General features: G+C 41.4%; 11 protein-coding genes and 2 pseudogenes. 9 read left to right on the top strand and 4 right to left on the bottom strand.

The genetic code is table 11. From position 1 onward, the window contains the following. Nucleotides 1–96: 96 nt before the first annotated feature. Both mfd and spoVT read left to right on the top strand, forming a co-directional pair. On the top strand, nucleotides 97–3,627 hold the full coding sequence (gene mfd, locus AZE41_RS21715; protein ID WP_067213741.1) for a transcription-repair coupling factor: 3,531 nt from the start codon (nucleotides 97–99) through the stop codon (nucleotides 3,625–3,627). 90 nt (nucleotides 3,628–3,717) lie between these two features. After that, nucleotides 3,718–4,254 (top strand): stage V sporulation protein T, encoded by a 537-nt coding sequence (gene spoVT / locus AZE41_RS21710; protein WP_067213740.1) that lies wholly within the window; start codon nucleotides 3,718–3,720, stop codon nucleotides 4,252–4,254. A 248-nt stretch (nucleotides 4,255–4,502) separates the two neighbouring features. Here the strand turns inward: spoVT and AZE41_RS21705 are convergent, their stop codons facing one another. Both AZE41_RS21705 and AZE41_RS21700 read right to left on the bottom strand, forming a co-directional pair. Then, nucleotides 4,503–5,210 carry a hypothetical protein gene (locus AZE41_RS21705; RefSeq protein ID WP_231885743.1) on the bottom strand — a complete coding sequence of 236 codons (708 nt, stop codon included), beginning with the start codon at nucleotides 5,208–5,210 and terminating at the stop codon, nucleotides 4,503–4,505. Then, a complete protein-coding gene (locus AZE41_RS21700; protein WP_067213739.1) occupies nucleotides 5,203–6,027 on the bottom strand; it encodes an ABC transporter ATP-binding protein in 825 nt (274 codons plus the stop codon). The genes AZE41_RS21705 and AZE41_RS21700 overlap by 8 nt, the downstream gene beginning before the upstream one ends. A 192-nt stretch (nucleotides 6,028–6,219) precedes the next feature. Here AZE41_RS21700 and AZE41_RS21695 point away from each other — a divergent pair, with 192 nt between their 5' ends. Beyond that, nucleotides 6,220–7,203: an ABC transporter substrate-binding protein gene (locus AZE41_RS21695; RefSeq protein ID WP_067213738.1), complete on the top strand. Its 984-nt coding sequence runs from the start codon at nucleotides 6,220–6,222 to the stop codon at nucleotides 7,201–7,203. Further along, nucleotides 7,203–9,167, top strand: coding sequence for an iron ABC transporter permease (locus AZE41_RS21690; RefSeq protein ID WP_067213737.1), 1,965 nt, complete (start codon nucleotides 7,203–7,205; stop codon nucleotides 9,165–9,167). The genes AZE41_RS21695 and AZE41_RS21690 overlap by 1 nt, the downstream gene beginning before the upstream one ends. 98 nt (nucleotides 9,168–9,265) lie before the next feature. On the opposite strand, the gene lepB is transcribed toward AZE41_RS21690, so the two are convergent. Then, complete coding sequence (gene lepB, locus AZE41_RS21685) at nucleotides 9,266–9,811, bottom strand: signal peptidase I (RefSeq protein ID WP_067213736.1); 546 nt, start codon at nucleotides 9,809–9,811, stop codon at nucleotides 9,266–9,268. Nucleotides 9,812–10,466: 655 nt separating this feature from the next. On the opposite strand from lepB, the pseudogene AZE41_RS23595 reads away from it, so the two are divergent. The 5 genes and pseudogenes from AZE41_RS23595 to AZE41_RS21665 all read left to right on the top strand — a co-directional run. Beyond that, nucleotides 10,467–10,844, top strand: a pseudogene (locus AZE41_RS23595) (hypothetical protein); the annotation flags it as partial. A 99-nt stretch (nucleotides 10,845–10,943) separates the two neighbouring features. Further along, nucleotides 10,944–11,091, top strand: a pseudogene (locus tag AZE41_RS22970) (cysteine hydrolase); the annotation flags it as partial. Between the two features lie 290 nt (nucleotides 11,092–11,381). Beyond that, nucleotides 11,382–12,605: an MFS transporter gene (locus AZE41_RS21675; RefSeq protein ID WP_067213734.1), complete on the top strand. Its 1,224-nt coding sequence runs from the start codon at nucleotides 11,382–11,384 to the stop codon at nucleotides 12,603–12,605. Nucleotides 12,606–12,758: 153 nt separating this feature from the next. Beyond that, nucleotides 12,759–13,175, top strand: a complete 417-nt coding sequence (locus AZE41_RS21670) for a MarR family winged helix-turn-helix transcriptional regulator (protein ID WP_067213733.1) — start codon at nucleotides 12,759–12,761, stop codon at nucleotides 13,173–13,175. Next, complete coding sequence (locus AZE41_RS21665; protein ID WP_067213732.1) at nucleotides 13,166–13,519, top strand: DUF3147 family protein; 354 nt, start codon at nucleotides 13,166–13,168, stop codon at nucleotides 13,517–13,519. The genes AZE41_RS21670 and AZE41_RS21665 overlap by 10 nt, the downstream gene beginning before the upstream one ends. Before the next feature lie 272 nt (nucleotides 13,520–13,791). Here the strand turns inward: AZE41_RS21665 and AZE41_RS22445 are convergent, their stop codons facing one another. After that, nucleotides 13,792–13,965 (bottom strand): aspartyl-phosphate phosphatase Spo0E family protein, encoded by a 174-nt coding sequence (locus AZE41_RS22445; protein WP_082786772.1) that lies wholly within the window; start codon nucleotides 13,963–13,965, stop codon nucleotides 13,792–13,794. Nucleotides 13,966–13,988: the final 23 nt, after the last annotated feature.

Raw genomic sequence — 13,988 nt, 5'->3', positions numbered from 1 at the left:
TTTCCAATATATAAATATAGTTTGGACTTGGCGCACTTGAATGGCCTAGCCCTTTTTGAACGCCTACTATTATTATGAAAGAAAGGATGTGTAGCATTGGAATCACTAATAGATTTGTTTTTACAAGAGAAAGAGATTGACGAACTAGTGGGAGAGTTGGAGGCGGGAATAGACCGTCAACTTATCGCGGGATTGTCAGGCGGGGCGAAGTCGATTCTTTTCAAAGTGCTTCAGCAGTCGAGCAAACGGCCCATTCTTATCGTATCCCCAAATTTATTGCAAGCCCAGCGTACATATGAAGACCTCGTCAAAATGTTGGGCGATTCACTCGTCCATCTTTACCCTGCAGAGGAACTCATTGCTGCGGACTTTTCTGTTTCGAGCTATGAACTTCGCGCCCAGCGCATCGATACATTAGATCATATGGTACGAACTGGGAAGGGGGTTTATATCACGCCGATTGCAGGCATGAAAAAACTATTACCTGAAAAAGCACGCTGGCTATCCAATTCATTATCAACGACAATAGGCGCAGAAATTAATATGGAAGAATGGCTTGAAAGACTTGTGTCAATGGGTTATACGAGACAGTCAATGGTAACAGCGCCAGGTGAGTTTGCATTGCGTGGGGGTATCCTGGATTTGTATCCGCTGAATTTGGAAGAACCCGTACGGATTGAATTATTCGATACGGACGTTGACTCGATTCGCACGTTCTCGGCGGAAGATCAGCGCTCAACGGGTAAGTTGAAAGACGTATCAATTCTTCCCGCTGCCGAATTTGTTTGGAAGGCTGAAGATTTGACGATCATCGCAGAAAACCTGGAGAATGCACTTGGCGTTAGTTTGAAGAAGATGAACGATGTGGATGCGAAAGAACGGTTAACCATTAATATGAAGGGGGATATTGCTTTAATGAGGGAGGGATCCATTCCGGAAAACATGTTGAAATATGCATCGTTTTCAGCTGGAACGACTTCCCTTGAAAGCTATTTTCCAAGTAACGGAATCGTTTTATTTGATGAAATCGGACGGGTCCTTGAGGTTGTTGCATCACTAGAGTCGGATGAAAAGGAATGGATGGTTGCTCTTCTTGAAGAAGGGAAAATTGTTCATGATGCAAAAACTTCATATTCATTCGAAGAGGTACATGGAACATTAAAGCAACGAAAAGTATATTTATCCCTTTTCGTGCGCACAGTTCCAGGAATTGTTGTGAAAAAGACAGTGACGTTTTCTTGTAAACCGATGCAGCAGTTCCATGGGCAGATGAGTTTATTGAAAAATGAGATAGAACGCTGGCACCAAGGACGTTTCAATATTTTCATTATCGCAGACGGCAATGAACGAATGCAGAAAGTCCAATCTATCCTTGAAGATTACGATATGCAATCTGCCTTGTCTGGCAAACCGTCAAAAGCAGGTGGCATAATTGTCATCGATGGCGATTTGTCTGCTGGCTTCGAGCTGCCGTTTCAACGGATGGCAGTTATAACAGATTCTGAGCTCTTCAAAGGGACACCGAAACGGAAAGCACGTCCGCAAAAGATGACCAATGCAGAACGCATCAAAAGTTACTCGGAAATCAAGCCAGGTGATCATATCGTTCACGTTCATCATGGAATTGGGAAGTATTACGGGGTTGTAACGCTCGAAGTAAGCGGTATTCATAAAGATTACCTCGACATCAGGTACCGCGGAGAAGATAAGCTATTCGTTCCTGCCGACCAGATCGATTTAATCCAGAAATATGTCGCCTCCGGGGAAAAAGAACCGAAACTGCATAAGCTGGGTGGGGCAGACTGGAAGAAAACGAAAACAAAAGTTATCGCAGCAGTACAAGACATTGCGGACGACCTAATTGAGCTGTATGCCAAACGGGAATCGGAAAAGGGACATGCATTTGCAGTGGATGACGACATGCAAATGGCATTTGAAAACGCGTTCCCTTACGACGAAACCGATGATCAGCTCAGATCTATCGCTGAAGTGAAATTGGATATGGAAAAAGAACGTCCAATGGACCGCTTACTTTGTGGGGATGTTGGTTATGGTAAAACGGAAGTTGCAATTCGTGCTGCATTTAAGGCTGTATCAGATGGCAAGCAGGTAGCATTCCTTGTACCTACAACGATTTTAGCGCAACAGCATTACGAAACAATGAAAGAGCGTTTTTCTGGTTTCCCAGTTGAAGTTTCCCTCTTAAATCGTTTCCGTAAAAAGAAGGAACAAACGGAGACGTTGAAAAGATTGAAAGCGGGAACAGTCGACGTTATCGTTGGTACACATCGCCTTCTTTCTAAAGATATCGCCTACCATGATCTTGGTTTACTTGTTGTCGATGAAGAACAGCGATTTGGCGTAACGCATAAAGAAAAACTTAAACAGTTAAAAACACATGTCGACGTCCTGACATTGACCGCAACACCTATTCCACGGACGCTCCATATGTCGATGCTTGGTGTTCGTGATTTGTCCGTTATTGAAACGCCACCAGCAAACCGTTTCCCTGTCCAGACTTATGTTATGGAGCAAAACTTTGCACTTGTCCGCGAGGCAATTGAAAGGGAGATGGGCCGTGGTGGGCAAGTATTCTACTTGTATAATCGGGTGGAAGATATGGAGCGTAAAGTCGATGAAATCAAGCAGCTTGTGCCTGAAGCGCGAGTTGGATTTGCCAATGGTCAGATGGGCGAGTCGGCACTTGAGTCGGTGATTTTAAGTTTCCTTGAAGGTGAGTATGATGTTCTTGTAACGACAACCATCATTGAAACGGGTATCGATATTCCGAATGTCAATACACTTATCGTTCAAGACGCTGACCGTATGGGGTTATCACAGCTCTACCAACTACGTGGGCGCGTTGGGCGTTCGAATCGTGTTGCCTATGCCTATTTCCTTTATCAGCGTGATAAGGTGCTGACAGAGGTTGCAGAAAACCGTCTTCAAGCAATTAAGGAATTTACGGAACTTGGCTCGGGTTTCAAAATTGCGATGCGTGATTTATCAATTCGTGGTGCGGGTAATTTACTTGGTTCTCAGCAACATGGCTTCATCGACTCGGTTGGTTTCGATCTTTATTCTCAATTGTTGCAAGAAGCTGTTGAGCAGAAGCAGACAGGTATTGTAAAAGCGGATATACCAGACTTGGAAATTGCGTTGCCGCTTAATGCATATATTCCAGATGAGTATGTACGTGATGGATTCCAAAAGATTCAAATGTACAAAATGGTTAAAGCGATTGAAAATGAAACCGACTACAATGAACTTGTCGATGAAATGACAGACCGATTCGGTGATATGCCGCTCGAGGCTGACTTGTTACTACGTGTTGCAAGGGTAAAAGCTTGGGGACGTATCGCGGGTGCCGAATCCATCAAGAAACAACAATCGCTTATTGAAGTTCGCATATCGCCTGAAGGAACTGCGAAAACAGACGGCGCAAAACTGGTATCCGATTCAATGGCGTTTGGTCGTGCAGTTGGGTTCACGATGGAAAATGGTTGTCTTATCATGAGAATCGATGAGCGTCATACAGGGAAACAGACTGCATTTGATGTACTTGAAGAAATGATGCGAATTCTTCAGTCGTCTTTAAAGGAAACTGTTGTTAGTGATTCCGTCTAAAGGGCATGTTGCATATTTTGTCCATCCTTGATGCATACTACAATTGAAACAAAGTTAACGTTCAATTTTGTGGAAAGTGAGGCATCATGTATGAAGGCAACGGGAATCGTCCGCAGAATCGACGATCTTGGCAGGGTAGTTATCCCTAAAGAGATTCGAAGGACACTAAGGATTCGTGAAGGGGATCCACTTGAAATTTTTACCGACCGGGATGGCGAAGTAATTTTGAAGAAGTATTCGCCGATATCAGAACTCGGTCAATTTGCAAAAGAGTATGCGGAAACATTGTACGAAACACTAGGCACGCCTGCGCTCATTAGTGACAGGGATGAAATGATTGCCGTGTCCGGATTATCGAAAAAAGATTATTTGAATCGCCAGTTGTCGCCTGATCTCGATGAGATTATGACAGGCCGTAAAATCGTTACCGAAAAACTTGAAAAGGCGATTGAGTGGGTGCCTGGACAAGTGGAGCAGGTGAAGTCTTATTGTATTGCACCCATTATTGCTGCGGGGGATACGATTGGTGCTGTTTACCTGTTATCAAAGGTGCATTTTATCGGCGAAACTGAAATGAAAGCGGCGGAAACGGCCGCGCATTTTTTAGCGAAACAGATGGAACCATAAAAACAGCCCACACGAACCGGATATTGACGGTTTGTGTGGGCTGTTTTTAACGTCTAGGAAATTATAAAATCTCGAACTGAGGATAATTTCCAACATAGAATTTATACGTCTAGACTTCGGACGCAAAATGCGCGGAGGAAGTGAGTTACGCAGTGGGTAGGAATTGAACTATATCCCCCCTTGTTGCGACAAGACGGTGCAAATTTGGAACACCTTCTATAATGGCTTTATGCCTGTTGCCTTTGAACTTAGGCGATTGTACTTTTACTCTTCGCCAGTGGACAATAGGGGCATTTCTCCGTGTTCGGAAGCTCCTTATACAAACAACATGTTAATCGTTTATAATTCGACATAGCGTCCAGTGCCTGTTGGTTGTTCAAATATTGTTTGAAAGGGGAGCGGCGCATTGCAGGTTTCCAAGCTTCATCATCCAATAAAACATCTAAATCTTGCTGTGCAAATAAGGAACTTTCTTGAAGCAGCATCGAGTACATCCATAAGACGTACCCCCATATGTTTTCCCACAAAATTAACTTCGCAATTTTTGCACGCTTGCTTAAATAGTCAACGACAGGATGTCCGTAGGTCTCAAGAATAAAGCGGATATCTTTTTCACGGTTTTGTACGAGTCTAAAGCCGGCAGGTGGAACGGAAAAAAAGATTGTATCATTTTCGATGAATAACGATACATCGTCCAAATCACCAGCCCAAAGTAAATTATGTTCACTCATTAAATGTAGTTGGGCAGCAATGAAAAAACCATGCCTTCTCATATAAATAGATGTAGCGACAGTATTCGTTGGGGCACCAGACAAACTTTGAATTATCTCAAATAGTTTGTCGCAACCTGATTCGGATAACATATCTGCCGCCGACATAAACGTGGTCGCCTGTTCACCGATACGCACACTGAAACGTTCTAGTGCAGAAATTTGTTCTGCGTGTAACTTAAGCACCCGTATTTTTCCGAAGTTCCGGTACGATACAACGGCCCCGTCCGAATGGAACACAGTGTGGTGTACCGAAAAGAGGGTCTGTGGAAACTTGACACTCCATCCCAAACACAGCTCGAACTAAATCGCAGGTAATAATATTCTCTGGCTTGCCTTGCGCATGGACACCGCCATCTTTAATGGCGACGATATTGTGCGCATAACGGGAGGCCAAATTCAAATCGTGTAGCACCATTACAATGGTACGGCCTTTTTGTTCATTTAATTCGAACAGTAGATCAAGAATTTCAATCTGATGCGTCATGTCGAGGTAGGTCGTTGGTTCATCCAATAAAATGACGTCTGTATCTTGAGCCAGTGTCATTGCAATCCATGCACGCTGCCGCTGACCACCTGATAACGTGTCGATCGATTGATCTCGTAGATCACTTATCCTAGTCGCTGTCATTGCAGCTTCTGTTTTCTTCGTGTCCTCTTCAGTCCATCTTGAGAGCCACGATTGGTGTGGATAGCGTCCTTGTTTCACAAGATCATGTACCGTAAGCCCTTCAGGTGATACAGGTCCTTGTGGAAGAATACCCATTTTCTTTGCTACATTACGTGAAGACAGCGAGTGGATATCCTTACCTTCAAGTAAAATAGAGCCGTCAGATGGTTTTAAAAGACGGGCAATTGAACGGAGTAACGTAGACTTACCACAGCCGTTACTACCGACGAAAACAGTGATTTCGCCTTTAGGAATCGATAAATTCAGGTTTTCAAAGAGTAGATTATCTTGATAGCCAATCGATAGGTTTTCAGCTTTTATTGAGGTATGCATTGGAATGCCTCCATATCTATAGGGAATCTAAATGATTTTCATTTTCAATTAGAGATAAGCATAGCATATTTAGCATCTATTGAGAATGATGGTCATTTATTTTTGAATAAACTTTACAAAGCCGTCTAATCAAGTTTAAACTACTAAATGAGAATAATAATCAAGATATAGATAAATGGAGGAATGTTAAGTATGAAGAAGTCTTTAAAATCCCTGCTTATTTTAGCGCTTTTTGCGGTGTTGTTGGTAGGTTGTTCTTCGAAGAAAGAAGATAAAGCTGCAGACAATAAAAAAGTAGAAAATAGTATAACAATTACGGGTGTTAATGGTGAAGTGACGCTTGATAAGCCTGCTAAAAAAATCGTTGTTTTAGAATGGACATATGCGGAAGATTTATTGGCAGTAGGCATTCAGCCTGCTGGGATGGCGGATATACAAGAATATCATGATTGGGTGAATATCGATGCAGAGCTTAGCAAAGACGTAGCAGATGTTGGAGGTCGCCAAGAACCGAATTTGGAGGCGATTGCTGCATTGGAACCGGATTTGATCATCGGTACTAGCTTCCGTCATGATGGGATGATTGCGGATTTAGAGAAAATTGCGCCTACAGTCATTTTTAATCCGTATCCTGAAGATGAAAAAATGGATTTGTATCAAGAAATGATAACAACATTTAACGAGATTGCAAAAGCGGTTGATAAAAAGGATGAAGCGAAACAGGTATTAGCTGACCTGGATGTGAAATATGAAGAAGCGAAAACGACTATCGAAAATGCCGGTTTGAAAACAAAAGATGTTGTCTTAACACTTGCCTATACGGGACCTCAAGCACCTGAAGTTCGTGTATTTACGCCAAACTCAATGGCTTCAATTATGTTAGAGAAAATTGGCTTAAACAACATCCATATCCCAGATCAATTTGAAATTTACGGTTCGAGTACGTATAACGTCGAAGGTCTAACGAAGTATGAGGATGCAAACTATTTGTATATCGTTCAGGCCGACGACAATATTTATGAGAAACAATTAAAAGATAATGCAGTTTGGAAGAACTTGAATTTCGTGAAAGAAGACCGTCTGTATAATCTGGGCGGGGATACTTGGTTATATGGAGGTCCTCTTTCAGCTGAAACACTGCTTAATAAAATTACAAGCACGATGGTAAGTAAGTAATGGCAAGAAAGACTTCAGGAAAACGATCCTTTTTAGTTATGATTATTGGGTTGTTCCTGTTGGTTTTATTATCTTTTATTCACTTAACACAAGGTCAAGCGGATTATACTGTTACCCAATTAGTAAAAGAAGTGTGGACAGAGGGGCGCGTGCAGGACATCGTGCTCTCTCTGCGTCTTCCGCGGTTAATAATCGGGATACTTGCTGGTGGTGCCCTTGCAGTGGCGGGGGCTGTATTGCAGACGTTGACGAACAACCCATTAGCATCTGCAGGCACGCTAGGAATTAATGCAGGCGCTTACTTTTTCGTCGTTGTTTCAATGATTTTCTTCCCATCGCTACTCGGGAATTTTCCGTTTATTGTTGCATTGATAGGTGCTGTACTGTCATCCATTCTCGTTGTAATGCTAGCAGGTAAGCAAATGGAGCCTGTTCGTGTCGCGCTGACAGGAATGATTATTTCGTTATTGTTTGCGTCGATGACAGGTTCTTTGCAGCTATTATTCGAAAATCAGACGAACGGTCTCTTTTTATGGGGCTCCGGGACACTTGTTCAATTAAATTGGGACGGTGTATCGTTTGCAGGACCGGTTATCATTGTGTTCTTCGTCCTCGCGTTAGTGTTGGCAAAGCCATTGGATACGTTGTCGCTGGGTGAAGATATTGCATCGTCTCTTGGGCAAAATGTTAGGTTTGTTAAATTACTCGCGTGGGCTGTTGCAATTGTCCTTGCGGCTGCAACAGTAAGTGTAGTCGGCCCAATCGGTTTTATCGGATTAATGGCCCCGCATATTGTTCGAATGCTTGGCGTTCGAGGGCATTTGAACATTCTCCTCCAGTCATTTTTATGGGGAAGTGTCATGCTGATAGGAGCCGATGTGTTAGGGCGATTGGTTCAACCTGGACAAGAAGTACCGGTTGGTGCAATGACAGCGTTGATCGGCGGACCGTGGCTGTTGTACTTGGCATGGAAAACTGCAAAAACGCATAGTCGGGGCGACCGTCAAATGGGCGGTACATTGAAACCAGTGAAACTATCGGTTGTCATTACAATCGTTGTCGCACTTATTGTTGTTATTATTTCATTGGCTTTATCATTCAATGGCACTGCATGGACGACCGAATGGTTGAAACCTGTTGTGTGGAATTTCCGAGTCCCGCGCGTGTTAACGGCGTTCATCGTCGGGGTTATGCTTGCAGTTGCGGGGGTATTATTGCAGGGGGTATTACGAAATCCATTGGCGGATGCAAGTATTTTAGGTGTTACATCAATGGGTGGTGCCGGGGCGATGATGCTTCTCGTGTTATTTCCTGCCATTCCGATCAAATATATGCCGCTAGGTGCAGTCGTGGGAGCTGCCATTGCACTCGGTATAATTTTAGGGACGTCATGGAAAAACAATTTCCAACCGATGCTTGTAGCACTTATGGGAATTGCGATTTCTGCATTCGGCTCGGCCGCCACACAAGTGTTTGTCGTGAAAGCGAAACTCGCCGTAGCGGCTGCGCTCGTCTGGTTGTCGGGAAGTACGTACGCAAAAGGATGGGACGATGTACAGCTAGCCTTGTTGCTATTTGCGTTGTTCATCGGTCCGGCCATTTTCTTGACACGCAGTTTGGATACGTTGACGTTCGGTGATGATGTGGCGGCGGGTCTTGGACTTTCAGTAAAGTCGACCCGTGTTTGGGCATTGATCGTTGGTGTCGCGATAAGTACGGCAGCCGTTTCAATTGTAGGGACGATTGGCTTTGTCGGGCTCGTAGCACCTCATATTGCACGTAGATTGGTCGGTTTCCGTCATCTGCCTTTGCTTGCCGTATCTGGATTATTAGGCGGACTGCTTCTTGTCACAGCAGATTTTGTCGGAAGGATTCTTATTGCTCCGAAAGATATTCCGAGTGGTCTGATTGTAGCGCTGATTGGCACGCCGTATTTGCTTTACCTTCTTCGGAAAATGAAATGAAAAGCGAGTCGCCACTGGCGACTCGCTTTTCATTTTGATATATATAAAACCCATTAAAATCAATCATTCTCCAAAAAAGGAGTCCTTCAAGTATATACTTATTTCGGTATACTGATTTCCGTGAATGGATAAATACGCAGCTTCACTTCACCAATGACAGCATCCTCAGAAATGAATCCGAAATATCGACTGTCATTACTCTTTAAGCGATGATCGCCAAGTACAAAAAAAGCGCCTTCAGGTACTTCCTCTTGCCCTGTAATTTCCGCTAACGTGAAATCTCCAGTTATCCGATCCGTGATTGGATCGCCATCAATACGCTTAGCATAGGGCTCATCATACACACTTCCATTAACGTACAATATGTCATCAATCATCTCAATACGATCTCCGGGTACTCCGATGACCCTTTTAATGTATTTATCTGTTGCATTAGGGGCATGAAAAACAATCAAATCGAATCTGTCAATCATGCTCACTTTACTCACAATAACACGGTTATTATCTTCGAAGGTCGGCAACATGGATTCTCCTTGCACCTTCGTTGGTACAAATAAAAACTGGTAACAGATAAAAACAATTGCAGATGCAAATAATAGTGATTGTATCCAAGAAAACAACTCACTTTTCACAGTTTTCTCCAATCATATCTCCCCTTCCGATTAACGTCTTTATCTATTAGTGTACAAGACGGGACCCATTATTAATACTTTAAATATGAATTTTACCCACTATAAGTAAATTTAGGGTGATGGTTAGGGAAATACATACCTGTGTAGGAAGTAGATAATTGAAAAAGGATCTAACACTTAATGGATTTCAATTGGATTATATAAAGAAAATTTGAAACTTTAGAACAAAACGAACGTCTAAAATAGAAGATTAATTTGAGAATGAAAATACTTGAAGCTGTGTCCCACCTACACGTATAACAACTATATATGCTGATATAAAGAAACCACTCAACAACGCTCGGCGCTCGGGGATGCCTTCGCTGGAGATTATATAGAATCATTAGTTCCACATATATACTATATTTTTTGTAATAAATATTCCCTTTTCAAATCTGCTTCGGCGACTCCTTTAAAGGCTTCTACACTCAGTTCATATGCCGTTTTCAAAACTATAATCTATATTGTGTGTCTTTCTAGCAATTTTCTGTATAACTAACCTTATTTGGATTGAGTTTTCTTTTTGTATATTCTTCGGGGAGTTGTGGGACATAAATATTAATAGTGCCTGTCCATCGTAAAAGTAAGCTGAACTTGAATTACAGAATCTAACTATGCGAAATGGAGAATGATTTTATTGAAACCTATTATAAAGGCTGGATTTATAATTGTAATCTGCATGTGGCTTGTAGCGTGTGGAAACAGCGTACAAGTGGGACATAAAAGCGGAGAGATTTTTACACCACATGAAACTGACATTATTCAAGTAGGAAGTGATGTAGAGAACTTGGAAGCTATGGATCAATTTGTAGAGGATTCAAAGAATGAAATGGAAAGAGAAGTTCGCTATGTAGTTTTTGAAAACGAAAGCGCTGATCCCACAGCAGTTTATACGTTAAAAGCTCGTAAAGACTTGGAAGCTGGACAAAGTTGGGTTGAGATATCACGGGACTGGAACTATGATGCAGAGGGTCATGACCTTATTGAGCCGCAACAGTGTAGCAGCGTGTCCAAGGATATAGAACGAGGTGCATTTTATCTGAATAAATGCTTCCATACGTGGGAGATTAAACTTATGCCCATTGGTGAAAGTAATAACAATACCTCAGATGCAACAGCCGCCTTTGGAAAGATGGATCAAAATGATACCTATTATGATGCAGAAACTGTACATACTATATCGCCTAGCGACACTACATGGTGAATTTGCGACAATACTTACACTAGAGCAAGTCCTAAAAAAGTATTTATAGCATTTTTCTTTGACTACTGTGAAAGTTAAACTTTGTGGGTACATTAGCTTTATGGATTTTGTGAATAGTATTCTGAAAATTTGTATTCAAACATATCAAATTGACGTATAATAGAGTTATATAACTCATTCTTACTACCTCTATAAACATTATTATATTGTAGCATTTTGTGATTTTTTTGCATTTTGTATTTTGTGTTATAAAACAATAAATTTTAGGAGGTATTTGTCGAGTGTAAAACTACCCTGTACTAATCAGAATTAAATTTTGATTGTAAAGGGGTAGTAAGAATGAAGAGTGCATCTTTCCGTTTTCTTTGGATTGGCCAATCAATGGCCAATTTAGGTGATATTTTTTATATTGTGGGGCTTATTTCAATTTTATATGCTTCGACAGAGTCACCATTTATATTGGCATTGGTACCATTTCTTAGTATGTTTGGTCGTTTTATTAGCGGGATGATTTCCCCGCTACTGTTAAATCGATATCCATTAAAGACCCTGCTTGTTCATTCGCAAGTAAGTAAGACATTATTATTGTGTTTGCTAGCGCTTATCTTAGTATTTCACATAACGTCGAGCATACTCGTTATAGTAAGTTTCGTATTTACGATTGCATTCTTAGACGGTTGGGCAGCACCAGCAAGCCAAGCAATGTTACCACGCTTGGTTCCCAAAAATGAACTTGTGAAAGCCAATAGCTTCTTCTCCATCATTTACGAAACAGTAAATTTAGGGGGCTGGGCACTTGGCGGTCTGCTTGTTGCAATTTTCAGCGGTCAAGATGTCATTTTAATCACGTTGGCATTGTATCTGGTTGCTACTTTACTGATGACTAAAATTGTTGATCCAACCGAGTTTTACAGGAAATTTTCCGAAGGTCGTCAAAGCGGTGAGCTAAAAGAAGGTTGGCAAATCGTTTGGAGAAACCCGTTGTATAAGAGTCTTTATGTGATCATCGCATTTGAAGCAGTCGCAAATGTTGTATGGATTGCTTCTATACTCTACGTCTTCGTGGCTGAAATTCTTGGTGAGAATGAGTCTTGGTGGGGATATATTAATACATCGTTCTTTTTGGGAATGGTCGTCGGTGGGATTATATGCTCACGTTTTACCACGGTATTTGAGACAAACTTGAAGTATGTTTTGATTACTTTTTCCTTTGGAATCAGTATCCTGACACTTCTTTTCGGTTTAACGACAATGGCTTGGCTGTCTCTTGTCCTTATGGGACTCATTGGGGTTTTTCAACAACTAAAAGCAATTGCTGCAAACACATTTCTTCAAAAATCAGCCAGTCCCGAAGAACTCCCAAAAATTTATGCTGTAGAGAGTTCGCTGGTGTCGTTATTATTTGCAGTTTCCTCTTTACTGTTTGGCGCACTTGCCGAAATATGGGATGTGCGAATTACTTTTATAATTTCAGCAATATTGTTAGGAATAGCAGCAATGTATGCTGTGACTCGTCATCGTCATTTTATTATAGAGGAATCCAATTTCCCAATTGAAAGATAATCAGCACGAAAAAGTAAACCACCCTTGCTGCGTAGGCCCAGGGGTGGTTTACTTTTGGTTTTATCCTCTTTTTCACCTATAGTGCATTAACTCTCCTTTTATATCTTATAATACGATATAATCGTATTGCGAGATATAAAGGGAGTGGTATTTGTGAACAGTAAAGTTAGGCTATTAAATCAATATTGGACGGATACTTATTTTCATTTACATTATCCCCATAAAGAAAAAATCTCTCATCAAATGGTCCGTATTCTCCAACTTGTAGATAAACAGGAAGGGACGGGAATCAATGAAATTTCTTCACACATAGGAGTTTCTCATAATACAGCTTCGGAACATGCTAAAAGAATCATTGAAAAGGGGTATTTAGTAAAGGGGAGAGATCCTCTTGATGAAAGAAAAGTGATTCTTTGTATAACGGATTTAGGTAAAGAAGTTTTACATAGAAATACGAGTCTCGATGAAGACAAATTAGAACAAGTTTTGAACCAACTGGATGATGATGAAAAGAATTTGATAGAGCAGGCCCTAAGAATCTTAAGTGAGCGAGCAAAACAATGTATGTGATAATGAAAATTATTGCTTCGGCAATCGTTATTGGGATTGTGACGGAGGTTTCAAGAAGATTTCCTTCGTATGGGGGGATAATAGCTGCTCTTCCTTTAGTCAGCTTACTCAGTATTGTATGGCTGTATGTCCAGGGAGAACAAGCCGCAACGTTAAGTAAGTTTGCGTTAGGGGTACTTTGGGGATTTCCTGCAACCGCATTTTTGTTAGTGGTCGTTTATGTAGCCTTACAAAATTCCGTTCATCTATTTATCTCCATTGGCCTAGGAGTGAGTGGCTGGTTGCTATTTTTGTTAGTTCAAGATTTCATCTTAAAATCCATAAAAGATCTTTTCTTAAGTTAACAGGGCGGTTTAGGTGAAAATCGGAAGTCCTTGCGATTCAGTAAGGATCATCAACAGTAACTAACTCTATCTATATATATACTGAACAAATGAATACCTATATAAATTAAGCGAAGGCGCCTTACAAGGGGTAGCCGAAGCCTTAAGACTGGCAGTAAAACTGCTTGGCTTAGGGTGAGAGGCATCCCCGAGCGCCGTAGCGAATTCAATGGGATTTTGTATTCGACCTATATAGTTGATTATTTGTATTTAGAAAACGACAAATTGTCGGATCACTGTATAGCCCGGATCCCCTGATATCGATTCAATAAGGTGTCCAGCTCTTGACTACGTGCAACGACAACCGGATGACTCAAACCAAAATGCTTTGCCGTCGCGTACATATCATTTCTTTTTAATTTTATTAATACGGATAGAACTCGCTTTTTAGGAATTGTTTTTACCATCCTTGGTCCCCTCCTATTTTACC

This window comes from Sporosarcina psychrophila, from assembly GCF_001590685.1.
Lineage (GTDB): Bacteria > Bacillota > Bacilli > Bacillales_A > Planococcaceae > Sporosarcina > Sporosarcina psychrophila.
This window is presented reverse-complemented; position numbering and strand designations above follow the sequence as displayed.